Genomic DNA, 25192 nt, shown 5'->3' with positions numbered 1-25192 from the left:
GTCTATTGCAGCCGCTTGACCCGTCACAACGGTGGCGCCGCAGTGCTTGCGACAGGTGCGTTGCCGTAGTAACACACCAACTTGAGCAGATACATCAGCTTGAGCAGGCAGGGGCCCGCCCTCGCACCGGCACGGGACGAAGGCAGTGAAGAACATGAATTACGAAACGACCATCGATTCCCAGGGTGCCCACGCTTTCGGTCCAGCCGACGATTCCGGCCTCGAGCCCGTGCGATCGCGCCGCAAGTGGATCATCGGAGCAGTCGCTGTGCTCGGGGTGATTGCAGCGTGGTGGGCGATGCACGGCATGGGCGGATCGGCCGATGACGCGGCGCCGGCTGCGCAGGCGCAAGTTGTGACGGTGGTCGTTCCCGGCAAGACGACGATCGTCGGCGCGATCACGGCCAGCGGAACGATTGCCGCGCGGCGCGAGATGCCGGTGGGCGTGGCCGGCGAAGGCGGTCAGGTCGTTCAAGTGCTTGTCGATGCCGGAGACTGGGTGCGTGCGGGGCAAGTTCTCGCCGTGATCGATCGTTCGGTACAGAGCCAGCAGATCGCGAGCCAATCGGCCAACGTCGCAGTCTCCGACGCCGACGCGCGTCTTGCCCAGGCAAACCTCGATCGCGCGCTCAAGCTGGTCGAAAAGGGCTTCATCTCCAAGGCAGACATCGATCGGCTGACCGCCACGCGCGATGCGGCCAATGCGCGCGTGCGTGTGGCGCGTGCCAGCCTTGGTGAACTCGGTGCCCGTGCAGCCCGCCTGAACATCGTTGCTCCGGCGGCAGGTCTGGTGCTTACCCGTGCGGTCGAGCCCGGACAGGTCGTCGGCGCGGGCAGCGGCGTGCTGTTCTCGCTCGCGCGGGACGGACAGATGGAAATGCAGGCTCGCCTTGCCGAGGCCGATCTTGCGCGGCTTGCGGTTGGCAACATCGCCGATGTCACGCCGGTTGGCACCACGCGCGTGTTCACGGGCGAGATCTGGCAGCTCTCGCCAACGATCGACCAGCAGACCCGCGAAGGCGTTGCCCGCATCGCGCTCGCCTACGATCCGGTGCTCCGACCGGGCGGCTTTGCCAGCGCCAGGCTGCGCTCGGGCACGGTAACGGCACCGCAACTGCCCGAATCCGCGATCCTGAGTGACGACAAGGGTACGTTCGTCTACGTCGTCGGCAACGACAAGAAAGCCCAGCGCCGTGATGTGAAGACCGGTGAGGTGAGCCAGAACGGCATCGCCGTCATCCAGGGCCTTTCGGGCAACGAACGCGTCGTTCTGCGCGCGGGCGGCTTCCTTAACCCGGGCGATCCGGTGGAACCGGTCGTAGCCAAGCCGGCGGCGAAGTAACCCTCAATGAACTTCCAGAACATCTCGTCCTGGTGCATTCGCAACCCGGTCGTTCCGCTTGTCCTGTTCATCGGGCTGACGCTCGCCGGTCTGCTGTCGTTCATGCAGATGAAGGTGCAGGACAACCCGGACATCGAGTTTCCGATCGTCATCGTCTCGATCTCGCAGCCGGGAGCAGCCCCGACCGAAATCGAGAACCAGATTACCCAGCGGATCGAGTCCGCGGTGCGGTCAATCGCGGGCGTGGACACGCTGACCTCGACCGCGTCCGAAGGCAACAGCCAGACGATGGTCCAGTTCAAGATCGGGCAGGACATCAATGCCGCGGTCAACGAGGTCAAGAACAAGGTCGACCAGGTGCGCAGCGACCTGCCCGAGGGTATCCTCGAGCCGCAGGTGTTCAAGGTCGAAACCTCGTCGGAGCCGATTGCCTACTTCGCGGTTGCTGCCGATGACATGACGCTCGAGCAGCTGTCGTGGTATATCGATGATACCGTCGCAAAGCGCTTGCTGACCGTTCAGGGCATGGCCGAGGTCAGTCGCTCTGGCGGCGTCAACCGCGAAATCGCGGTAACGATCGACCCGATGCGCATGAATGCGCTCGGCGTTACCGCCAGCCAGATCAACGCGACGCTACGTCAGGTGAACATCAACGCAGCCGGCGGACGCACTGAAGTGGCCGGTTCGCGCCAGTCGGTGCGCGTGCTCGGCAATGCTCGCACCGCCTATGACCTGTCGCAGACGGAGATCGGCCTTTCGAACGGGCGCACGGTGCGCCTCGCCGACGTTGCCGAAGTGCGCGACAGCTACAGCGAAATCACCTCGATCGCGAAGTTCGACGGCAAGCCCGTGGTCACCTTCGCCATTTCGCGTGCGCGCGCCGAGTCCGACGTTTCCGTCTATGACGGCGCGGTGGCCGAGATGCGCAACCTCGAGGCCGAACAGGGCGGAAAGGTGCATTTCGTCGAACTGTTCACTTCGGTGAAGTACACCAAGGACCAGTATCGCTCGTCGATGAACGCCATGGTGGAAGGTGCGGTACTTGCGGTCATCGTGGTGTTCTTCTTCCTGCGCGACTGGCGCGCGACGATCGTCTCGGCAATCGCCATCCCGCTCTCCTCGATCCCGACGTTCTGGGTGCTGAGCCTTATGGGCTTCACGCTCAACCAGATGTCGCTGCTGGCGCTCGGCCTCGTGGCGGGCGTGCTGGTGGACGATGCCATCGTCGAGATCGAGAACATCGTGCGCCACATGCGCATGGGCAAGTCTGCCTACCAGGCGTCGATCGATGCGGCCGACGAGATCGGCCTGGCCGTTGTCGCGACCACATTCTCGATCGTTGCGGTGTTCTTCCCGGTCTCGCTGATGCCTGGCGTTTCGGGCCAGTTCTTCAAGAACTTCGGCATGACCGTGGTGATCGCGGTGCTGTTCTCGCTGCTTGTCGCGCGCATGATCACGCCGATGGTCGCGGCTTACTTCCTCAAGGCCCAGGGCGAGGCCGAACACGGCGGCGGGCCATGGATGGACCGCTATGTGAAAGTGCTCGGCTGGTCGCTCGATACGTCGAAAGCGCGTGCCTATCGCGAGGCTCATCCGCGCCGCCGGTTCCGCGCGAGGTTATATGACCATCGCGTATGGATGATGGGCGTGGGGCTTGGTGCCCTGTTGCTGACCGTTCTGCTCGGCTCGGTCATACCGGCGCAGTTCTTCCCCGACACCGACAGCGATTCGAGCCGTGTCAGCATCGAGATGGTGCCCGGCACGACCCTGAAGCAGACCGAGGCGAAGGTCAGCGAGATCGTGGACCTGCTGGGCAGCGAACAGGAAGTGAAGTCCTCGCTCGAATCGGTGCGCGAAGCCAAGGCAAACATCTACCTGAACCTTCGCGAAGATCGCGTGCGCACAAGCCTCGATTTCGAGCGCGAGCTCACGCCGAAGCTGCAGCAGATCCCCGACGTCCGGGTCAACTTCATGTCGAACGGGCCAAGCGGGCCTGGTGGCGGCTCGGGCCGCCCGATCAGCGTGATGCTGGCAGGCTCCAATCCCGAACTGCTGCAGAAGACCGCACAGGCGCTGGTCGACCAGATGAGCCAGCTCAAGGAAGTCGTCGCTCCGCGCATCAGCGCCGACCTGCGCCGCCCGGAAGTGATCATCAAGCCGCGGCTGGATCTGGCCGCCAGCCTGGGCGTGACGACGCAGGCGCTCAGCCAGGTCATCCGCATCGCGACCCAGGGCGAAATCGACCAGAACAGTGCCAAGTTCTCCTTGTCAGACCGTCAGGTGCCGATCCGCGTCAAGCTGCCGGAATCCTCGAGGCAGGACCTGTCCACGATCGAGAACCTTCCCGTACCGACAGCGTCGGGTGGCTCGGTTCCGCTCTCGCGCGTGGCAGAGATCACGTTCGGTTCGGGTCCGACACAGATCCAGCGCTACAACCAGAACCGGCGCGTATTCGTGGGTGCCGATCTTCAGCCGGGCGTGGTCAAGGGCACGGCGATGGCTGCGATCATGAAGCTGCCGATCATGCAGAACCTGCCGCAGGGGGTTTCGAACACCGCGGCAGGTGAAGACAAGTTCCAGGCAGAGCTGATGGTCAACTTCGGCATTGCGCTCGCTTCTGGCGTGCTGCTGGTCTTCTCGGTGCTGGTGCTGCTCTACCACCGGTTCATTTCGCCGCTCGTGAACATGGGGTCGCTGTTCCTTGCACCGCTTGGTGGGCTGATTGCCCTCCTGCTGACAGGACAGGCGCTGTCTCTTCCAGTGTTTATCGGCATTCTCATGCTGTTCGGCATCGTCGCCAAGAACTCGATCCTGCTGATCGACTTTGCGATCGAGGAAATGGCTGCGGGCAAGGGCAAGCTGGAAGCGATCATGGAGGCCGGACACAAGCGTGCGCAGCCGATCGTGATGACGACCGTCGCGATGGTTGCTGGCATGATCCCGACCTCGGTCGCGATTGGTGGCGATTCGGGCTGGCGCGCGCCGATGGGCATCGTGGTGATCGGCGGTCTGACGATGTCGACGCTGCTTACGCTGCTGATCGTGCCGGCGGGCTTCAGTCTAGCCGATGGCCTCGAAAAGCGTATCGGCCCGTGGCTTGCCCGCAAGGTGCTGGGCTACGAGCCGTCGCACCGGAACGATCCCCTGTCCGAGGCATTCCCGGCGGAGTGACCGCGAACCCGACAGAGACAGCCGAGGACCTGCTCCCGGCCCGAAATGGCGAAGTCCATCGCGCCAAGATCACGCGCGCATTGAGGCAAATTGCCCCGGTGACAGTGGACCGGGCGCGGCGGATGCGCATCATCGCCACCTGCCTGCTTGTGGCCATGGCCGCGATGTATGGCGTGGCGCGCCACTTCCAGGACGTGCATCCCGCATTCGGCTTCGTGCGCGCCTTTGCCGAAGCCGCGATGGTCGGTGGGCTTGCGGACTGGTTTGCCGTGACCGCATTGTTCCGCCATCCGCTCGGTCTGCCGATCCCGCACACGGCGATCATTCCCGAAAACAAGGATCGCATCGCCGATACGATGGCCGCGTTCCTGCAAAGCAATTTTCTCACGCCGCAGGTCGTCGCGCGGCGGATGGGAGCGGTGAATGCGGCGGCTGCGGCCGGTGCTTTCCTGGCAGATCCGCGCACGGGCGAAAGCCGCCTGCGCGATGGCGCGGCGGGGCTAATTGCGGATATTCTCGAATCGCTTGACCCCGAAGAACTTGGCGGCATCGCCAAGGGCGCCTTGCGCCGCCAGCTCGAGAAAATGGAGCTTGCGCCGCTGCTTGGACAGCTGCTCGGCGCAGCCATCGCCGATGGGCGGCACATGGCGGTCATCGAAAGCGTGATCCGCAAGGCGGCCGAGACGATCGAGGCGAACGAGCCGCTGATCCAGGCGATGATCCATGAGCGCGCCAACACGATCCTGCGCTGGACGGGCCTCGATGAGAAACTCGCCAATGCCGTGCTTGACGGCATCTACAAGCTGCTCGCCGAAACGCTCGTCGTCCCCGACCATCCCCTGCGCCGGAAGATTGAGGAGGGACTTGAAACACTTGCCCACGACCTCGTTCATGACGACGCCATGCGCGCTCGCGTCGAGCAGATGAAGCTCGAAGTCCTTGGCAATCCGGCATTCGCGCGCTGGCTTGACGGATTATGGGAGCGCGGTCGTGCGCGGCTGCTGCAGCTTGTCCGCAATCCCCAGGGCGCGCTGGGTGGTCAGTTCGGGGCAAGCCTTGCCGAACTGGGCCTGGCACTGCAGCGCGACATGGCACTTCAGCGGGTGGTCAACCGCTTTGCCCGCCGCACGATGGTCGGCGTCGCAACGCGCTATGGCGCACAGATTGTCCGGCTGGTCTCGGAAACGGTCAAGCGCTGGGACGCGCGGACGGTTACCGACCGCATCGAAGGTGCTGTCGGTCGAGACCTCCAGTTCATCCGCATCAACGGCACGCTGGTGGGCGGTCTGGTCGGACTTGCGCTCCACGCCGTGGACATCGCGCTTTGACCAGGACGCCGCTCGTCGGGACCGAACGTCTCGTCCTCGCCGTTCCGGAACGCGAGGACTACCTGCTTCTGCGCGACCTTGTGTCCGACCCAGAGGTCCATCGCTATCTGGGACCGCGCCCCGAGGATCCGACGACCGACATGTTCGCGCGTGCACTGCGCGCGGCAGGGTCATGGCAGCTTTACGGCTATGGTCTGTTTCTGGCGCGCGAGAGGTCGACTGGGGCTTTCGTCGGCCAGATCGGCGTGTTCCGGTCGATGCGCGGCTTTGGCAAGGGCATGGATGACGTTGCCGAGGCGGGATGGATTCTGGCCCGGGATCACTGGGGCAAGGGATATGCCAGCGAAGCGATGCGGGCCGCCTTGCGGTGGTTCGACGCGGCACACGGGCCACAGCGCGTTGCCTGCATGATCGAACGCGGCAACGACGCTTCCGTTGCCCTCGCCGGAACGCTCGGCTTCGAGCGTTATGACCAGCACGAATTGCCCGATGGTGTCGTGGTCGATCTGTTCGAGCGGATCAGGCCGACAGGCTGACGCTTTCCAGCAAGGCAACCGCGCGCTGCTGCAGGTCGTCGATTGCAAAAGGCTTCGTCAGGACCGCAGTGCCGGGCTCCATGCGTTCGCTTTGAAGCACGGCGGTATCGGCGTAACCGGTCACGAAAAGAACCTTGAGCCCGGGCTGGCGACGCCGGGCCTCGTCGGCAATCTGGCGCCCGTTGGTCCCGCCGGGCAGGCCGACGTCGGTGACAAGCAGGTCGATGGTTGGATTGATGTCGAGCATCGCAAATGCCGATGCGCCGTCATGCGCCTCGATGCATTCGAACTCCATAAATTCGAGTGCATCGATCATCATCATCCGGACAGTCGGCTCATCATCCACGACCAGAACGCGGGCACCTTGCTGCGGCGTTGACAGGGAGATGGCGGAACCAAGCGCATTGTCCTGCGCCGGTCCATCGTGCCGCGGCAGATAGATGCGCACCGCGGTGCCTTGGCCCGGCGTCGAACGGATGCGGACCAGTCCGTTGCTCTGGCGCGCAAAGCCGTAGACCATCGAAAGGCCAAGGCCGGTGCCGCGCCCCATCGGCTTGGTCGTGAAGAAAGGTTCGAAAACGCGTTCGAGGTCTTCGGCGGCGATGCCGACCCCGCTGTCCTTGACGGTAACGGTGATGTAATCGCCCGGCGTCATCCCGCGCTCTTGCGCAGCGGACTCGTCGAGCGTGACGTTGAGCGTCTCGATCTTCAGCGTGCCGCCGTCGGGCATGGCGTCCCGCGCGTTGATGCACAGATTGAGCAGGGCGTTCTCGAGCTGGTTCGCATCGACGAGGGCAGGCCACGCTTCATCATCGGCAATCACCGTAACGGTGATTTCCGGTCCGACCGTTCGACCCACGAGTTCGACGAAGTCCTCGAGCAGCGTGTTGACGTTGGTCGGCCGGGGCGAAAGCGTCTGACGCCGCGAGAAGGCAAGCAGGCGATGGGTCAGCGACGCCGCGCGCCGCGCGGCGCCGAGACCTGCACTGACATAGCGTTCGGCGTCGGGTGTGCGGCCCTGTTCGAGCCGCCGTGCGATCATCTCGAACGAGCCGGTGATTCCGGCCAGAAGATTGTTGAAGTCATGTGCAAGCCCGCCGGTGAGCTGGCCGACCGCTTCCATCTTCTGTGCCTGCCGCAAGGCCATCTCGGCCTGTTCGCGTTGGGCCAGCGCATCCGCAACGCGCTGTTCCAGCGTTTCGTTGAGCTGGTGCAGCGCCTGTTCGGCGCGCACCTTCTCGGTGACGTCCTTGAACAGCACGGCGACGAGCCGGTTCTCGAACGGCCCGAGCCGGAACGAGGTCACTTCGAGATGACGGCCGGTAGCGACAAGCTCGTTGCGGAAGCGGATAGGCTCGCCGGTGTGAAGGACCTTGCCGTAGAAGGCAATCCAGTCATCGGCTTCATCGGGGACCATTTCTCGCAGGCGCTGGCCCACGACGTCGGGAATGCCGGTGTGACGCTCGTAAGCGGCATTCGCGACGATGTGCAGGTAGTCCGAGAGCGGACCATGCGGGCTGTCGCAGAACTCGATGACGCAGAAACCGTCATCCATGTTCTCGAAAAGCATCCTGAAGATTTCGCTGTCTGCAACGACTGAGGGCAAGACAGTCACATTCGACGATGAGTGCCCCGTCATAGGGGGCCGACCAGTTCACTCGCGCCTTGGACGATTTTCATCTTGCCGATAATTCGCGAGGAGGGGCTTGGTTCCGCCGAAATCGCAAAAAAAGGGGCTGGACGGTTTCCCGTCCAGCCCCGATTTCTTCGGCGTCGAAAGGCGCGGACTTAGAAGTCCATGCCGCCCATGCCGCCCATGCCGCCACCCATCGGGGGCATTGCGGGCTTGTCGTCAGGCTTTTCGCTGATCGCCGCTTCGGTGGTGATCAGCAGGCCCGAGACCGATGCTGCGTCCTGAAGAGCGGTGCGCACGACCTTGGTCGGGTCGATCACGCCGGCAGCCTTCAGGTTTTCGTAGACGTCGGTCGAGGCGTTGAAGCCCTGGTTCTCGTCGTTTTCGCGCAGGAGGTTGCCTGCAACGACGGCGCCATCATGACCGGCGTTCTGCGCGATCTGGCGCAGCGGCGTCTGGATCGCGCGGCGCACGATGTCGATGCCCTTGGTCTGGTCGTCGTTGGCACCCTTGAGCCCGTCGAGAGCCTTGGTTGCGTAGAGCAGAGCGGTGCCGCCACCGGGGACGATGCCTTCCTCGACTGCAGCGCGGGTTGCGTGGAGAGCGTCATCGACGCGGTCCTTGCGCTCCTTCACTTCGACTTCCGTCGCACCACCGACCTTGATCACGGCAACACCGCCAGCGAGCTTGGCCAGACGTTCCTGCAGCTTTTCACGGTCGTAGTCCGAAGTGGTGACTTCGATCTGGGCACGGATCTGCTCGACGCGGGCCTTGATTTCCTCGGCCGAACCGGCGCCATCGACGATCGTGGTGTTGTCCTTGTCGATCGTGACCTTCTTGGCCTGGCCAAGCATGCCGAGCGTGACGCTCTCGAGCTTGATGCCGAGGTCTTCGGAGATCATCTCGCCGGCGGTCAGCGTGGCGATGTCGCCCAGCATGGCCTTGCGACGGTCACCGAAGCCGGGAGCCTTGACGGCAGCGATCTTGAGGCCACCGCGCAGCTTGTTGACCACGAGCGTTGCGAGCGCTTCGCCTTCGATGTCTTCGGCGATGATCAGCAGCGGGCGGCCCGACTGCACAACCGCTTCGAGGATCGGCAGCATCGCCTGGAGCGACGAGAGCTTCTTCTCGTGGATCAGGATGTACGGGTTCTCGAGTTCGACCGTCATCTTTTCCGGGTTGGTGATGAAGTAGGGCGAGAGGTAGCCGCGGTCGAACTGCATGCCTTCGACGACATCGAGTTCGAATTCGAGGCCCTTGGCCTCTTCAACGGTGATCACGCCTTCCTTGCCGACCTTGTCCATCGCTTCGGCAATCTTGCTGCCGACTTCGATGTCGCCGTTGGCCGAGATGATGCCGACCTGGGCGATTTCCGACGAACCCGAAACCGGGGTCGAACGCGCCTTGAGGTTTTCGACGACCTTGCCGACGGCGATGTCGATGCCGCGCTTGAGATCCATCGGGTTCATGCCGGCGGCAACCGCGGTCATGCCTTCGCGGACGATCGCCTGGGCAAGAACGGTGGCGGTGGTGGTGCCGTCACCGGCTGCGTCGTTGGCCTTCGAGGCCACTTCGCGCAGCATCTGGGCGCCCATGTTCTCGAACTTGTCCTTGAGCTCGATTTCCTTGGCGACCGAAACACCGTCCTTGGTGATGCGGGGCGCGCCGAAGCTCTTGTCGATCACGACGTTGCGACCCTTGGGGCCCAGCGTGACCTTTACGGCATCAGCGAGAATGTCGACGCCGCGCAGAATGCGTTCGCGGGCGTCACGGCCGAACTTTACGTCCTTGGCTGCCATGTTGTGTTCCTTTGGATGTCTGGATTGGTAATTCGGAAAATCCGGGTGATCAGCCGATCACGCCGAGGATGTCCGATTCCTTCATGATCAGCAGGTCTTCGCCGCCAACCTTGACTTCGGTGCCCGACCACTTGCCGAACAGGACGCGGTCGCCGACCTTGACGTCCATCGGGGTGATCGTGCCGTTCTCGGCGCGGGCGCCGGTGCCGGTGGCAACGACTTCGCCCTCGGCGGGCTTTTCCTTGGCGCTGTCGGGGATGATGATCCCGCCAGCGGTCTTTTCCTCGGCTTCGACGCGGCGAACCAGCACGCGGTCGTGCAACGGACGGAATGACATGGGTTGCTCCCTCTTCCAATTTAAAATGGGGCTTGGCACTCTCAGGGGGAGAGTGCCAGCGGGCGGGATATGGGAGTAGGGCCAGAGGCCGTCAATGGTCTGGGCGAAGAATCTTTTCGCGCATGTGAGCGAAAATTCTCAGCCGGGCAGAAGCCCGAGCCGGGCGCGGTTCTTCCAGCGCCACAGCATGAGGCTGGCTACGACGACGAGCCCGACCATCAGTCCGATCCACACGCCGAGGCCTGCCAGCGGCGAGTAGAGGCCCAGCCCCACGGCCGTCCCGATGCCCGGCACCCAATAGCCGAACAGCGCGTAGCCCATCGGCACGCGCGTGTCCTGCAGGCCGCGCAGGAGCGAGGCGCCTACGGCCTGCGCGCCGTCGAAGAGCTGGAACGCGGCAGCGACCGCCATGTATTGCACCGCCAGCACGACCATTGCGGCATTCTGCGGAGCGTTCGGATCTATGTAGAGATGGAGGATCAGGTGCGGCGCGAACAGCATGATGCTGGCGGTCACGATCATGAAACCCATGCCCAGCAGCATCGCAACGCGTCCGGACCGCGCGATCGCGGCGCGATCGTTGCCACCAAAGGCAAGGCCCACGCGGATCGTCGCGGCCTGCGCCACTCCGAAGGGCACCTGGAAGGCGATGGCCGCGAACTGCAGGGCGATGGTATGGGCGGCAAGTTCGGTCTCGCCGATCCGGCCCATGATGAAGGCCGCGCCATTGAACATCCCTGCTTCGGCAATGATCGTGCCCATGATCGGCAGGCCGACGCGCAAGACGTCGGCAAAGCGCTTCCATTCGGCCTTCCACCAGCGGCCCATCAGGCGATAGCGGCGCAGGCGGCGATCCGTACGGATCACGATGACATAGGCTGCGACCATCGCGACAGTCGTGATGATGCTCGAGATCGCCGAGCCCGTGAGGCCCATCTCGGGCGCGCCGAGGTTGCCGAATACAAACAGCCAGTTGCCGAAGGCGTTGATGCCCACGGCCATGCCCGTGATGACCGTGCCGATCGTGGGGCGGCCGAGCGTCGCCACGAACGTGCGGAGCAAGGCCGCGATGGTCGAGGGAATGGCCGCCCACATCAGGACCTTGAGGAAGGGCACCGCCAGCGCGATCACTTCGGGCTGCTGTCCGGTCACGCGCATCAGTGGTCCGCCAAGCAGGCAAACGCCCATGGCAACGGCACCGGCAAGGACACCTGCCCAGGCGGCCATGCGCACGGTCCGGCGCACTTCGCGGACCGCATGGTGGCGATTGCCGAGCTCGGCCGCGATCAGGGGCGAGGCCGCACCGACCAGCCCGGTCAGGCTCCAGACCAGCAGTCCGAACAGCGAGACCGAGAGCGAGGACGCTGCCAGCGCAACCGGCCCCAGGCGCGCGACGAACACGACGTCCACCGCAAAGACCGCCATCTGCAGCAGGTTCGCGCCAACCATCGGCGCGGCGAGCCGAAGCATCGCGCGCAGTTCCTGAGTGTAGCTGGAGGACGGCTTTTCAAACATTTGGGAACGGGCCATAGGGCGGGCGTGGCTGAATGGAAAGCGACCTGCTTGGGCAGGCCAGGAAACGGAGCGCGATTGCATCGCGCGCTGCTCGGGAAGGAATAATGACGATGCGCGCTGCAACATGCATCACGATCGTCGCGATCGCGCTGGCATTGTCGGGCTGCGGCAGTGATCCGGCGGCCTCGGAAGCGCGTTCGGGCAAAGGGATCGATGGCTCTGCACCCTCGGCATTTTCGATCTGCAAGGCCTGCCACTCGGTCGAGCCCGGCAAGACCGTTATCGGGCCGAGCCTGCATGGCGTGTTCGGCAGGAAAGCGGGCAGTCTTGCCGGGGCGAGTTATAGTCCCGCGATGGCCGGATCGAGCCTGGTCTGGGACGCGGCAACGCTCGATGCCTTTCTGGCGAGCCCGATGGCGAAAGTGCCGGGCACGCGCATGGCCTATGCCGGTCAGGCCGACCCGGCGAGGCGCGCGGCGATCATCGCCTATCTCAAGACGCTGAAGTAAGCTGGCAATCCATCAGGTGGCCGAAGCCGCGAGATTGCGCAGGCTCTGCCGGCGGCGGGGCGGCACGTCATTGCTGGTCGCGCGCAGTTCGTGCAGTCGTGCCTCGGCCTTGCGCAGCGCGTCGGCGACTTTCTCGTCGGGCAGCGCGGCAATGCATTCATAATCCTCGATAATGCTGCGCACTGCCTGGGTCGTGCGCTTGAGCGCGCTCTGGTAGGCGTCGCAATTCAATCCTCGGTGCAGCGCCACGGCTGCGGCACCGACGAAACTGAAGAGTGGGACCAGCGTGGAATCCGCGCCCAGGTCTGCGATCGAGAATGATCCGGCGGCCACCGGGAAGACGATGCTGATGAGTTGCAGCGGCCAGCTGCCGAGCCGCACGAACAGGAGCCATTGGCGCAAGCTGCCGTCTTCGTGTTCCAGCTGATCAACGCGCACTGCCGCAAATGCGCGATAGCGCCCGACATCCCCACCCATGATCATCCCCCGTCTGTTCGATCGGGCAATCATGTCGGGTCGTCACGCGACCTGCAAGATGCGCGCAGCAGGCAGGCGAAGGTGCAAACGAAAAAGGCGGAGCCGAAGCCCCGCCTTTCCCATCCGCGAGTGCTTCAAGACACCCGCGAAACTTGTAGAGAAGATTACTTGATTTCGACGGTGCCGCCGGCTTCTTCGATCTTCTTCTTGATGTCTTCGGCTTCAGCCTTCGACACGCCTTCCTTGACGGCCTTCGGAGCGGCTTCCACCAGCGCCTTGGCTTCGGTCAGGCCGAGCGAGGTGATCGCGCGGACTTCCTTGATGACCTGGATCTTCTTGCCACCGTCGCCGGTGAGGATCACGTCGAACTCGGTCTTTTCTTCAGCGGCTTCGGCAGCAGCGGCCGGAGCGGCAGCAACGGCAACGGCAGCAGCGGCGGAAACGCCCCATGCTTCTTCGAGAGCCTTGGCGAGTTCAGCGGCTTCAAGAACGGTCAGCTTCGACAGTTCGGCAACGAGATTGGCGATATCAGCCATGGTATTTCACTCCTGATGTGGTGGCGTCCGGCGACTGCGCCGCCGGGCGGAATTCGAACAGTCTTATGCGGCTTCCTTGGCGTAGGCGCCGAAGACGCGAGCCAGCTTGGCTGCCGGAGCAGTCGTGAGCTGGGCAATCTTCGTGGCCGGAGCCTGGATGAGGCCGATGAGCGTGCCACGCAGTTCGTCGAGGCTGGGCATGGAGGCGAGCGCCTTGACCCCTGCTTCGTTGAGAACCTGCGAACCCATTGCACCACCGACGATTTCGATCTTGTCGGTGGTCTTGGCGAACTCGACCACTGCCTTGGCGGCAGCAACCGGATCGGCGGACGCCGCGATTGCGGTAGGACCGGTGAGCAAATCACCCAGACCTTCGTAATCGGTGCCCGCGATGGCAAGCTTGGCAAGACTGTTCTTCGCAACCTTGTAGGTAGCACCCGCTTCACGGATCTTGTTGCGCAGGGCGGAGGACTGGGCCACCGTCATGCCGAGGTTGCGGGTGATCACCACCGCGCCGGCCCCGGAAAAGACCTCGTTAAGGAATGCGACCGATTCGGCTTTCTGCGAACGATCCATGCCTAACTCCTTCAAAATGACCGGTCGGGTTGCCCCGCACGGTCGGCTACGTTTGTCGATGCCCGAGGCGGGCACCGGCGAGTCCGTTGACGAAGGGAAGGAGGTACGCCCGGAAACGAAAAGTCCGTCAGCGCGAGTGGCACCACGGTCCAGAACAGGAGCGAAGGGCCAGAAACTCTTTTCCCCGCCTAGGTTGGAGATTAAGTGCGGGCATATCCCGCACGCCAACTGTCTCGGACGGATGATCGGAAGGCCCATGAGGCCCACCGGTCGGGCGGGCCTCTGTGGGATTCGGTGCTGGAAGTCAAGCTTTATGCGGGTTCGGCGATATCCGCCTCGTAGCCAAGAACGTCGCCGGGCTGGCAATCCAGCTCCCGGCAGATCGCCTCGAGCGTCGAAAAGCGGATCGCCTTGGCCTTGCCGGTCTTGAGGATCGAGACATTGGCAAGCGTGAGGTCGATGCGTTCGGCCAGTTCGGTCAGCGTCATGCGGCGGGCGTGGAGCAGGTCGTCGAGTTTCACCACGATCCTGGTCGGGTTTTCGGGTGCCATCACACCGTTCCTTCCAGATCTTCGCGCATCTGCGCGCCGGTCTTGAACACGCGGGCAAGAATGAACAGCACCAGCGCCAGGAGCAGACCGTTGGTTGAGACATCGGCCGTGACCTGCACGTCGCCCACTTTCTCGGTGACGTTCTCGAGCCAGTTGCCGACCGCGTCGATCGGAATGGCGACGAGCTGGATTGCGAGCGCGAGCCAGGCCATGGATCGCAGGCGGGTGGCGTTGTCGGGAATGAACGGATCGCCCTGCTCCACCGTGATGACGATGGCCCGCAGGTTCTGGGCAAAGCGATACGACAGCATCAGCATTCCCGCCAGCAGTGGCAACATCGCGAGGATCGCCCAGTAGGCTTCGGCAGGGGCGCCGTTCTCCACCAGTTTTGCAACGGCGATGCCTTTCATCGCGATGAGTGCAGCGGCGGCCAGCCCAACCGCGACAAGGGCGAAAATGAAAACCGCCATTGTGAAGGTGAGCAGGGCCTTGGCGATCCCGAGCAAGGGGTCGGTACGGAATTTCGACATCATTTCCCTCCTGTCAGACTTGGGTCAGGCCGCCAGCGGCATTGCGTAAGTGGTGGCGACAGGACCGTCGGCCACGGCGAGCGAGGCGTTGCTGCCGACCGTCACGGGCAGCCACAGCGTGGCGGCCAGCAGCAGCGGGATGATCGCGGCAGCGGCGTGATGAAGGCGGGGCATTGATCGTTCTCCGATATGGTCGATATCGGTATTCAATAAATGCGATTCGCCTTATCGTCAATCAATAATATCGAAATTCGATATGGCGCGCTGACGACGGCAAAAAGAACGGCCCCACCCGCGCGTGCGAGTGAGGCCGAGCTCTTCGCCACGACGTGGCGACGGGCGAAGCGGATCAATAAGCGGCGAGGACGCGGTGATCACGCAGCGGGCGTTCCGCAAAAGGCGCTGCGCGCGACGGAGCAGGTGTGCCGGCTTCGCGTCCCATCGACTGAACGATAAGGCGGGCCCGGCGACGGCGTGCCTTGGCCGAGGTGAAGGGGTTGCGCTCATCGGGCGGCGAAGCGACCATGCGATCGATGAGTTCGGCGCGCTCGTCTGCCGTCGTGCCCGCAGTCGGGTTCGCAAATGGCGATGGCACCGCGACATCGGGCGCGGCGAAGACCGGACGATCGACGGCGGGGCGCATCCCGGGGCGCTCCACAACCGGCGGTACGAAGTCGGCATCGGCCTCCCACACGCGGCGACGGCGGGTGGCGGCAAAGGCTACGCCGCCGAGCACGAGCAAAGTTGCAGCCGCACCGACCGGAATGGCCCAATCGGCCGCGTCGTTATCCGCATACGTCGTACCGGCTGCCGACGGGAGAGACGTCGTGGCAGTCAGCTCGTTTGCGCTCCGGGCCGGAAGCGGTGCGATGGCCGGCTCAGACGCCGCGGCCTGCTCCGAAAGGACTGCCACCGGCGTGCGATCGTTCGATCCACTGGCCGGGGAAATCGCAGGCGCAGCTCTCGTCTGTCTGGGAGTCGCAGGGGCCGGGACAGCGCTGGTCACACGCTCGGCTTGCGTGCTCTGGGCACTCGACGTTGCGTTGGCGACCTCAGGTGCGACAATCGCCGGTGTTGCCGGTGTTGCCGGCGCGATTGGCGGAATGACGATCGTCGGAGCCGGCGCGACAGTTGTTTCAGGCGCGACGTCCTGTGCGTGGGCCATTTCGGCCGAAAGCAGCAGCATGGCTGAAATCGCCATGGTGGTGCGGGGCGATATGTTCGAATGTCTGGTCATGAAATCAAAACGCGACGAAACGATGTTTAGGTTCCGGCAACACGACGAAGCGACAGGATATTCATGCTGACTTGACCAAAGTCACTGGCCCGCCTCGATTTGTTCATCGCCTCTTAAGCAAATCGTTCATCGGAGGGACAGGAAGGCGCTTCGGCTTGAGCGGGGCCCTCCAGCAATTATTGTCCGTGCCATGCTTTGACTTAGTCTCCGTGTCGGCCTATATGCCGCCCCTGTCCTCGCTTCGAGCAAGGCTTCCCCAAGCGCAGGGGGCGGCCACGGAAGGAAGCGGTCGGCAATCCATCTGACGCAACAGGCTGCTGGCCATGATCATTCCGTTGAACGGAATCCATGCGCTGTGCGGCCTTTTGCCGTTTGGTGGCGCCACATGCTGCGCGTGGCAGATTTCCGCCGGTTTTCCGGCACAGTACTTGAAAGAGGCGCGTAACCTTTATGGCTACCAAAGCTCCCAGCCGTCCAGGCCTGAAGAAGCGGATCCGCAAGATCTTCGGTGACATCCACGAAGTCGTGCAGATGCCCAACCTGATCGAAGTCCAGCGCGAATCGTACGAGCAGTTCCTCCGCTCCGATCCGTCGACGGGCTATGTCTCGGGTCTGGAAAAGACGCTTCGCTCGGTCTTCCCGATCCAGGATTTCGCCGGCACCGCCAGCCTCGATATCAAGGAAAAGGACGGATACGTCCTCGAAGCGCCCAAGTATGACGTGAACGAATGCCGCCAGCGCGGCATCACGTATGCGGCGCCGATGAAGGTCACGCTCAAGCTCGCCACGTTCGAGGTTGATGCCGAGACCGAGACGAAGTCGCTCATCGATATCAAGGAGCAGGACGTCTACATGGGCGATATCCCGCTCATGACCGAGAACGGCACCTTCTTCATCAACGGCACCGAGCGCGTCATCGTTTCTCAGATGCACCGTTCGCCGGGCGTGCTGTTCGACCATGACCGTGGCAAGACGCACTCCTCGGGCAAGTACCTGTTTGCAGCCCGCGTCATTCCGTACCGCGGTTCGTGGCTCGATTTCGAATTTGACGCCAAGGACATCGTCAACGTGCGCATCGACCGCAAGCGCAAGCTGCCGGTCACCGCTCTGCTGCATGCGCTGGGCCTTGCCGACGACCAGATCCTCGACTTCTTCTACGAGACCGTGACCTGGACCCGCGCCGAAGCCGGCTGGAAGGTTCCGTTCGTGCTCGAACAGTGGCGCGGCACGAAGCCGACCTTCGACATCGTCGATGGCAAGTCAGGCGAAGTGATCTTCCCGGCCGGGCAGAAGATTTCGCCGCGCGCTGCCAACAAGGCGTTCAAGGACGGTCTTGAAGAGCTGCTGATCCCGACCGAGGAAATCTTTGGCCGTTATGCCGCCAAGGACCTGATCGACGAGTCGACGGGCCGCATCTGGATCGAAGCCGGTGACGAAGTCGGCCCTGAGAACCTTGAAGTTCTCGATCGTGCCGGCATCGATCATCTCGAGCTGCTCGACATCGACCACGTGACCACCGGTCCGTGGATCCGCAACACGCTCAAGGCCGACAAGTCGCCCGATCGCGATCACGCGCTGGCCGATATCTATCGCGTCATGCGCCCCGGCGAGCCGCCGACGCGCGAAACCGCCGAAGCGCTGTTCGACGGCCTGTTCTTCGATCCCGACCGCTACGACCTTTCGGCCGTGGGTCGCGTCAAGCTGAACATGCGCCTCAGCCTCGACTGCGAGGACACCGTCACCACGCTGCGCACCGAGGACATCCTCGCCGTGGTCAAGGAACTGGTGAGCCTCAAGGACGGCAAGGGCGAAGTCGACGACATCGACAATCTCGGCAACCGCCGCGTGCGTTCGGTGGGCGAACTGCTCGAGAACCAGTACCGCGTCGGCCTGCTCCGCATGGAGCGCGCCGTGAAGGAGCGCATGAGCTCGGTCGACGTCTCGACCGTCATGCCGAACGACCTGATCAACGCCAAGCCCGCCGTGGCCGCGGTGCGCGAGTTCTTCGGTTCCTCGCAGCTCTCGCAGTTCATGGACCAGACCAACCCGCTGTCCGAAGTGACGCACAAGCGCCGCGTCTCGGCGCTCGGGCCGGGCGGTCTCACGCGTGAGCGTGCAGGCTTCGAAGTCCGCGACGTTCACCCGACGCACTATGGCCGCATCTGCCCGATCGAAACGCCGGAAGGTCCGAACATCGGTCTGATCAACTCGCTGTCGACCTTCGCCCGCGTCAACAAGTACGGCTTCATCGAGACGCCGTACCGCAAGGTGATCGACGGCAAGGTGACCAAGGACGTCATCTATCTCTCGGCGATGGAAGAGCAGAAGCACACGGTGGCGCAGGCTTCGGCCGAAACCAACGCCGATGGCTCGTTCGTCGAGGAACTCGTCTCGGCTCGCCAGAACGGCGAATTCGTGATGGCTCCGCGCGACACCGTCACGCTGATGGACGTCAGCCCCAAGCAGCTCGTCTCGGTTGCCGCCTCGCTCATTCCGTTCCTGGAAAACGACGACGCCAACCGCGCGCTCATGGGCTCGAACATGCAGCGCCAGGCCGTTCCGCTGATCAAGGCCGATGCGCCTTTCGTCGGCACCGGCATGGAAGAAACCGTGGCGCGCGATTCGGGCGCTGCGATCTCGGCCCTGCGCGGCGGCATCGTCGACCAGGTTGACGCCACGCGTATCGTGATCCGCGCCAGCGGCGATATCGAACCTGGCCAGTCAGGCGTCGACATCTACCGCCTGCAGAAGTTCGAGCGTTCGAACCAGTCGACCTGCATCAACCAGCGTCCGCTGGTGAAGGTGGGCGACATGATCGAGAAGGGCGACATCATCGCCGACGGTCCTTCGACCGAGTTCGGCGAACTGGCGCTCGGCCGCAACGTGCTCGTCGCGTTCATGCCGTGGAATGGCTACAACTACGAAGACTCCATCCTGATCTCCGAGCGGATCGTGAAGGAAGACGTCTTCACCTCGATCCACATCGAGGAGTTCGAAGTCATGGCCCGCGACACCAAGCTCGGGCCTGAAGACATCACGCGCGACATCCCGAACGTCGGCGAGGAGGCCCTGCGCAACCTCGACGAAGCGGGCATCGTCTATATCGGTGCGGAAGTTCACCCCGGCGACATCCTCGTCGGCAAGATCACCCCGAAGGGTGAATCGCCGATGACGCCGGAAGAAAAGCTGCTGCGCGCGATCTTCGGCGAAAAGGCCTCTGACGTTCGCGACACTTCGCTCCGCCTGCCCCCGGGCGTTGCCGGAACGATCGTCGACGTGCGCGTCTTCAACCGTCACGGCATCGAGATCGACGACCGTACCCGCGCGATCCAGAACGAGGAAATCGAACGCCTCGCCAAGGACCGCGAGGACGAGCGCGCTATTCTCAACCGCGCAACCTTCAACCGTCTGCGCGACATGCTGCTGGGCCAGGTCATCGCGGCCGCGCCCAAGGGCATCAAGAAGGGCGTGGAGATCGACGAGCAGGTTCTCGCCGATGTCGAGCGCCATGAATGGTGGAAGTTCGCGGTTGCGGACGACGCCCGTCAGGCACAGCTCGAAGCGGTGAAGGCGCAGTACGATTCCAGCGTCAAGGCGATCCAGGAGAAGTTCGAGGACCGCAAGGAAAAGCTTGAACGTGGCGACGAACTCGCCCCGGGCGTGCTCAAGATGGTCAAGGTCTTCGTTGCCGTGAAGCGCAAGCTTCAGCCGGGCGACAAGATGGCCGGCCGTCACGGCAACAAGGGCATCATCAGCCGCATCCTTCCGCAGGAAGACATGCCGTTCCTCGAGGACGGTACGCCGGTCGACTTCGTGCTCAACCCGCTGGGCGTGCCCTCGCGCATGAACGTCGGGCAGATCTTCGAAACGCACCTTGGCTGGGCCGCTCGCGGTCTGGGCAAGCGGATCGGTGATGCGCTGGATTCATGGCGCGAAGCGAACCCGAACCCTGAAGCCGGTCAGCCGCCGGAAGCGGTTCGTGAACTGCTCTCGGAAATCTATGGCAGCAACTATACTGCCGAGATTGCCGCGCGCAGCGACGAGCAGATCATCGACTTCGCACAGTCGGTCCGCCTCGGCGTGCCGATGGGCTCGCCGGTGTTCGACGGCGCGGTGGAAGCCGACGTGACCGACATGCTGCGTCTCGCAGGTCTCGATGAATCGGGCCAGGTGACGCTGTTCGACGGCCGCACGGGCGATGCTTTCGATCGCAAGGTGACGGTGGGCATGAAGTACGTGCTCAAGTTGCACCACCTTGTCGACGACAAGATCCACGCACGTTCGATCGGGCCGTACAGCCTCGTCACCCAGCAGCCGCTGGGCGGCAAGGCACAGTTCGGTGGCCAGCGCTTCGGTGAAATGGAGGTCTGGGCTCTCCAGGCCTACGGCGCGGCCTACACGCTGCAGGAAATGCTGACGGTGAAGTCGGACGACGTGGTCGGCCGCACCAAGGTCTACGAAGCGATCGTCAAGGGCGACGATACCTTCGAGGCCGGCATTCCCGAAAGCTTCAACGTGCTCGTCAAGGAAATGCGCTCGCTCGGCCTCAACGTCGAACTCTCGTCGCTCGATAACACCGACGACGACGATTTCGCGCAGGCAGCCGAGTAAGCCGAGCCGATTTCTCCCCTCCCGCCTGCGGGAGGGGTCGGGGGAGGGCCTGTTAGGGCAGGCATTTCCCCCGGAGACAACAAGCCCTCCCCTAACCCCTCCCGCCAGCGGGAGGGGAATGGAGCGAAAAAATGAACGACCTTACCAAATTCACGAACCAGATCGCCAAGCCCGAGACGTTCGACCAGATCCAGATCGGTCTGGCGTCGCCTGAGCGCATCCGCTCCTGGTCCTTCGGCGAGATCAAGAAGCCGGAAACCATCAATTACCGCACGTTCAAGCCCGAGCGTGACGGCCTGTTCTGCGCCCGCATCTTCGGCCCCGTGAAGGACTACGAGTGCCTGTGCGGCAAGTACAAGCGCATGAAGTACAAGGGCGTCGTCTGCGAAAAGTGCGGCGTCGAGGTGACCGTGACCAAGGTCCGTCGCGAGCGCATGGGCCACATCGAACTGGCCGCGCCGGTGGCGCACATCTGGTTCCTCAAGTCGCTGCCTTCGCGCATCGGCCTGCTGCTCGACATGCAGCTCAAGATCCTTGAGCGCATCCTCTATTTCGAAAGCTACGTGGTCATCGAGCCGGGCCTGACCCCACTCGAGAAGTACCAGACGCTGACCGAGGACGAACTGCTCGACGCGCAGGACGAGTATGGCGAAGACGCCTTCTCGGCTGGCATCGGTGCAGAAGCCGTCAAGCACATGCTGATGAACCTGGACCTCGTCCAGGAGCGTGACGATCTGATGGAAGAGCTGCGGACCACCAAGTCCGAACTCAAGCCCAAGAAGATCATCAAGCGCCTCAAGGTCGTGGAATCGTTCATTGATTCGGGCAACCGCCCGGAATGGATGATCCTCGACGTGGTGCCGGTCATCCCGCCCGAACTGCGCCCGCTGGTGCCGCTCGACGGTGGCCGCTTCGCGACCTCGGATCTCAACGATCTCTATCGCCGCGTCATCAACCGCAACAACCGCCTCAAGCGCCTGATCGAGCTGCGCGCGCCGGACATCATCGTCCGCAACGAAAAGCGCATGTTGCAGGAAGCCGTTGACGCGCTGTTCGACAACGGCCGCCGTGGCCGCGTGATCACGGGTGCCAACAAGCGCCCGCTGAAGTCGCTGTCCGACATGCTCAAGGGCAAGCAGGGCCGCTTCCGCCAGAACCTGCTCGGCAAGCGCGTCGACTATTCGGGCCGTTCGGTCATCGTGACTGGCCCCGAGCTCAAACTGCACCAGTGCGGCCTGCCCAAGAAGATGGCGCTCGAGCTGTTCAAGCCGTTCATCTACGCGCGCCTCGATGCCAAGGGTCTGTCGATGACCCTGAAGCAGGCCAAGAAGTGGGTCGAGAAGGAACGCAAGGAAGTCTGGGATATCCTGGACGAGGTGATCCGCGAACACCCGGTCATGCTCAACCGTGCGCCCACGCTGCACCGTCTCGGCATCCAGGCGTTCGAACCCGTTCTGATCGAAGGCAAGGCGATCCAGCTGCACCCGCTCGTCTGCTCGGCGTTCAACGCCGACTTCGACGGTGACCAGATGGCCGTCCACGTGCCGCTTTCGCTGGAAGCCCAGCTCGAAGCGCGCGTGCTGATGATGTCAACCAACAACATCCTCAGCCCAGCAAACGGCAAGCCGATCATCGTGCCGTCGCAGGACATGGTCCTTGGCATCTACTATCTCTCGATGGACCGCGCAGGCGAGCCGGGCGAGGGCATGATGCTGGCCGACATGGCCGAAGTGCATCAGGCGCTGGAGGCCAAGGCCGTCACGCTGCACTCGAAGATCGTCGCCCGCGTCCCGCAGACCGACGAGGACGGCAAGCAGTACCTCAAGCGTTTCGAAACGACGCCGGGCCGCATGCTCATCGGCGAATGCCTGCCCAAGAGCCACAAGGTGCCGTTCGACATCATCAATCGCCTTCTGACCAAGAAGGAAATCGGTGACGTCATCGACCAGGTCTATCGCCATACCGGCCAGAAGGACACGGTGCTGTTCGCCGACGCCATCATGGCGCTGGGCTTCCGCCACGCGTTCAAGGCCGGCATCTCGTTCGGCAAGGACGACATGATCATTCCTGACAGCAAGGACGCCCTTGTTGCCGAGACCAAGGAACTGGTTGCCGACTACGAGCAGCAGTACCAGGACGGCCTGATCACCCAGCAGGAAAAGTACAACAAGGTGATCGACGCCTGGAGCCGTTGCGGCGACCAGGTGGCCAACGCCATGATGGAAGAGCTGAAGGCTTCGCCGATCGATCCGGAAACGGGCCGTCAGAAGCCGATCAACGCGATCTACATGATGTCGCACTCGGGCGCCCGTGGCTCCCCGGCACAGATGAAGCAGCTCGCGGGCATGCGCGGCCTGATGGCCAAGCCTTCGGGCGAGATCATCGAAACGCCGATCATCTCGAACTTCAAGGAAGGCCTGACCGTCCTTGAGTACTTCAACTCGACCCACGGCGCGCGCAAGGGTCTGGCCGACACCGCGCTCAAGACGGCAAACTCGGGTTACCTGACCCGCCGTCTGGTCGACGTGTCGCAGGATTGCGTCGTGATCGAGGAAGACTGCGGCACCGAGCGCGCGCTCGAGATGCGCGCCATCGTCCAGGGCGGTTCGACGATCGCCTCGCTGGGCGAGCGCATCCTCGGTCGTACGCTGGCCGAGGACATGGTCGAAGCCAAGAGCGGCGAAGTCGTGGCATCGAAGGGCGATCTTCTCGACGAAGCCGCGATCACCCGGATCGAGGCTGCCGGCTTCCAGTCGGCGCGCATTCGTTCGCCGCTGGTCTGTGAAGCGACGATGGGCGTTTGCGGCAAGTGCTACGGGCGTGACCTTGCCCGCGGTACCCCGGTCAACATCGGTGAAGCTGTCGGCGTTATCGCCGCGCAGTCGATCGGTGAACCTGGCACGCAGCTGACCATGCGTACCTTCCACATCGGTGGTGCGGCGCAGGTCAACGAACAGTCGCACCTCGAGGCGATCAGCGACGGTACCGTGGTCTACCGCGATATCCCGACGATCACCGACAAGCGCGGCCGTCGTCTGTCGCTGGCCCGCAATGGTGAAATCGTGCTCATGGACACCGATGGCCGCGAACGCGCGATCCACCGCGTGCCCTACGGTACGCACCTGCTGCACGAGAACGGCGCGATCGTCACGCAGGGCGATCGCCTGGCCGAGTGGGATCCGTTCACCACGCCGGTCATCACCGAAAAGCCTGGTATCGTCCGCTATCAGGATCTTGTCGACGGCAAGACCCTGACCGAGCAGACCGACGAAGCGACCGGCATGACCAGCCGCGTCATCACCGAGAATCGTTCGATCAACCGCAGCAAGAAGGAGGACCTGCGTCCCCGTCTGACCCTGCTCGACGACGATTCGGGTGAGGCCGCACGCTATCTGCTGGCCGTGGGCACCACGCTCTCGGTGGAAGATGGCCAGCGCGTCGAGGCGGGTGAAATCCTTGCCCGTGCCTCGCGCGAAGCTGCCAAGACCCGCGACATCACCGGTGGTCTGCCGCGCGTTGCCGAACTGTTCGAAGCCCGCAAGCCGAAGGACAATTCGATCATCGCCAAGATCGCGGGCCGCATCGAATTCGTGCGTGACTACAAGGCCAAGCGCAAGATCGCGATCATCCCGGAAGAGGGTGAACCGGTCGAGTACCTCGTGCCGAAGAGCCGCGTGATCGACGTGCAGGAAGGCGACTACGTCAAGAAGGGCGACAACCTGATTTCCGGTTCGCCCGATCCGCATGACATTCTGGAAGTGATGGGCGTCGAGGCTCTGGCCGAATACCTCGTCGCGGAAATCCAGGAAGTCTATCGCTTGCAGGGCGTGAAGATCAACGACAAGCACATCGAAGTGATCGTTCGCCAGATGCTGCAGAAGGTCGAGATCACCAACGGTGGCGACACCACCCTGCTGGCAGGCGAACAGGTCGATCTCGAAGAGATGCTCGAAGTCAACGCCAAGCTCGAGGACGGCTTCGCGCCGGCCGAGGGCAAGCCGGTGCTGCTCGGCATCACCAAGGCCTCGCTGCAGACGCGCTCGTTCATCTCGGCCGCTTCGTTCCAGGAAACCACACGCGTGCTCACGCAGGCGGCGGTCGAAGGCAAGAAGGACTCGCTGATCGGTCTCAAGGAGAACGTGATCGTCGGGCGCCTGATCCCTGCCGGTACTGGCGCTGGCATGAATCGCCTGCGCGTTGCCGCAAACTCGCGCGACGCGGCGCTGCGTGCCTCGTATCGCAAGCTTCAGGAATCGCTGATCGCTCCGGCGACCGCAGCCGAAGAGCATGCGGCCGAACTGGCCCAGGGCCCGGAAGCTGCCATCGGCGACGATCCGCTGGCGGCAGTCGAGGGTGAAACCCACGGCACCGACGCCGATGCGGGCGATTACCTGATCGAGGGCAGCGAGGACTGATCCTTCGCAGCCTGAGGAAAACACCAAGCCCCGCCGGAGCGATCCGGCGGGGCTTTTCCTTGGCGTGCTCATGCGCAGTTTTGCGAATG

Annotated in this window: 18 protein-coding genes; 7 read left to right on the top strand and 11 right to left on the bottom strand. The window is 63.5% G+C overall.

All coding sequences use genetic code 11. From position 1 onward, the window contains the following. Positions 1-154: 154 nt before the first annotated feature. From AC2A04_RS08300 to AC2A04_RS08285, 4 genes are all read left to right on the top strand, one after another. Entirely contained in the window at positions 155-1342 is a 1188-nt protein-coding gene (locus AC2A04_RS08300) for an efflux RND transporter periplasmic adaptor subunit (RefSeq protein ID WP_484211853.1), read from the top strand. A gap of 6 nt (positions 1343-1348) precedes the next feature. Further along, positions 1349-4513, top strand: coding sequence for an efflux RND transporter permease subunit (locus AC2A04_RS08295; protein ID WP_484211852.1), 3165 nt, complete (start codon positions 1349-1351; stop codon positions 4511-4513). Positions 4514-4635: 122 nt separating this feature from the next. Then, positions 4636-5841, top strand: a complete 1206-nt coding sequence (locus AC2A04_RS08290; RefSeq protein ID WP_484212242.1) for a DUF445 domain-containing protein — start codon at positions 4636-4638, stop codon at positions 5839-5841. After that, positions 5838-6377, top strand: a complete 540-nt coding sequence (locus AC2A04_RS08285; protein WP_484211851.1) for a GNAT family N-acetyltransferase — start codon at positions 5838-5840, stop codon at positions 6375-6377. Before AC2A04_RS08290 ends, AC2A04_RS08285 begins: the two co-directional genes overlap by 4 nt. Here the strand turns inward: AC2A04_RS08285 and AC2A04_RS08280 are convergent. The 4 genes from AC2A04_RS08280 to AC2A04_RS08265 form a co-directional block, all read right to left on the bottom strand. Further along, on the bottom strand, positions 6361-7947 hold the full coding sequence (locus AC2A04_RS08280; protein WP_484211850.1) for an ATP-binding protein: 1587 nt from the start codon (positions 7945-7947) through the stop codon (positions 6361-6363). The genes AC2A04_RS08285 and AC2A04_RS08280 overlap by 17 nt on opposite strands. A 218-nt stretch (positions 7948-8165) precedes the next feature. After that, positions 8166-9809 (bottom strand): chaperonin GroEL, encoded by a 1644-nt coding sequence (gene groL / locus AC2A04_RS08275; RefSeq protein ID WP_484211849.1) that lies wholly within the window; start codon positions 9807-9809, stop codon positions 8166-8168. Positions 9810-9858: 49 nt separating this feature from the next. Next, a complete protein-coding gene (groES, locus tag AC2A04_RS08270) occupies positions 9859-10146 on the bottom strand; it encodes a co-chaperone GroES (RefSeq protein WP_484211848.1) in 288 nt (95 codons plus the stop codon). A gap of 138 nt (positions 10147-10284) precedes the next feature. After that, the gene (locus AC2A04_RS08265) at positions 10285-11661 is read right to left on the bottom strand and encodes an MATE family efflux transporter (protein ID WP_484211847.1); all 1377 of its coding nucleotides are present in this window, start codon (positions 11659-11661) and stop codon (positions 10285-10287) included. Positions 11662-11771: 110 nt separating this feature from the next. Between AC2A04_RS08265 and AC2A04_RS08260 the strand changes: the two genes are divergently transcribed. Then, complete coding sequence (locus tag AC2A04_RS08260) at positions 11772-12170, top strand: c-type cytochrome (protein WP_484211846.1); 399 nt, start codon at positions 11772-11774, stop codon at positions 12168-12170. A 12-nt stretch (positions 12171-12182) separates the two neighbouring features. On the opposite strand, the gene AC2A04_RS08255 is transcribed toward AC2A04_RS08260, so the two are convergent. The 7 genes from AC2A04_RS08255 to AC2A04_RS08225 form a co-directional block, all read right to left on the bottom strand. After that, entirely contained in the window at positions 12183-12647 is a 465-nt protein-coding gene (locus AC2A04_RS08255; protein ID WP_484211845.1) for a hypothetical protein, read from the bottom strand. Between the two features lie 164 nt (positions 12648-12811). Next, positions 12812-13183: a 50S ribosomal protein L7/L12 gene (rplL, locus tag AC2A04_RS08250; protein ID WP_484211844.1), complete on the bottom strand. Its 372-nt coding sequence runs from the start codon at positions 13181-13183 to the stop codon at positions 12812-12814. Between the two features lie 63 nt (positions 13184-13246). Beyond that, positions 13247-13759: a 50S ribosomal protein L10 gene (rplJ, locus tag AC2A04_RS08245; protein WP_484211843.1), complete on the bottom strand. Its 513-nt coding sequence runs from the start codon at positions 13757-13759 to the stop codon at positions 13247-13249. A 311-nt stretch (positions 13760-14070) separates the two neighbouring features. After that, positions 14071-14310 (bottom strand): helix-turn-helix domain-containing protein, encoded by a 240-nt coding sequence (locus AC2A04_RS08240; protein WP_484211842.1) that lies wholly within the window; start codon positions 14308-14310, stop codon positions 14071-14073. Continuing rightward, positions 14310-14840: a DUF2975 domain-containing protein gene (locus tag AC2A04_RS08235; RefSeq protein WP_484211841.1), complete on the bottom strand. Its 531-nt coding sequence runs from the start codon at positions 14838-14840 to the stop codon at positions 14310-14312. Before AC2A04_RS08235 ends, AC2A04_RS08240 begins: the two co-directional genes overlap by 1 nt. Before the next feature lie 24 nt (positions 14841-14864). Beyond that, positions 14865-15014 (bottom strand): hypothetical protein, encoded by a 150-nt coding sequence (locus AC2A04_RS08230; RefSeq protein WP_484211840.1) that lies wholly within the window; start codon positions 15012-15014, stop codon positions 14865-14867. Positions 15015-15189: 175 nt separating this feature from the next. Then, a complete protein-coding gene (locus AC2A04_RS08225; protein ID WP_484211839.1) occupies positions 15190-16077 on the bottom strand; it encodes a hypothetical protein in 888 nt (295 codons plus the stop codon). Between the two features lie 450 nt (positions 16078-16527). Here AC2A04_RS08225 and rpoB point away from each other — a divergent pair, with 450 nt between their 5' ends. Then, the gene (gene rpoB / locus AC2A04_RS08220; protein WP_484211838.1) at positions 16528-20688 is read left to right on the top strand and encodes a DNA-directed RNA polymerase subunit beta; all 4161 of its coding nucleotides are present in this window, start codon (positions 16528-16530) and stop codon (positions 20686-20688) included. Between the two features lie 131 nt (positions 20689-20819). Beyond that, positions 20820-25103, top strand: a complete 4284-nt coding sequence (gene rpoC / locus AC2A04_RS08215) for a DNA-directed RNA polymerase subunit beta' (RefSeq protein WP_484211837.1) — start codon at positions 20820-20822, stop codon at positions 25101-25103. Positions 25104-25192: the final 89 nt, after the last annotated feature.

It is taken from the genome of Novosphingobium sp. HNCC26DJ243 (genome assembly GCF_057180545.1).
This window is presented reverse-complemented; position numbering and strand designations above follow the sequence as displayed.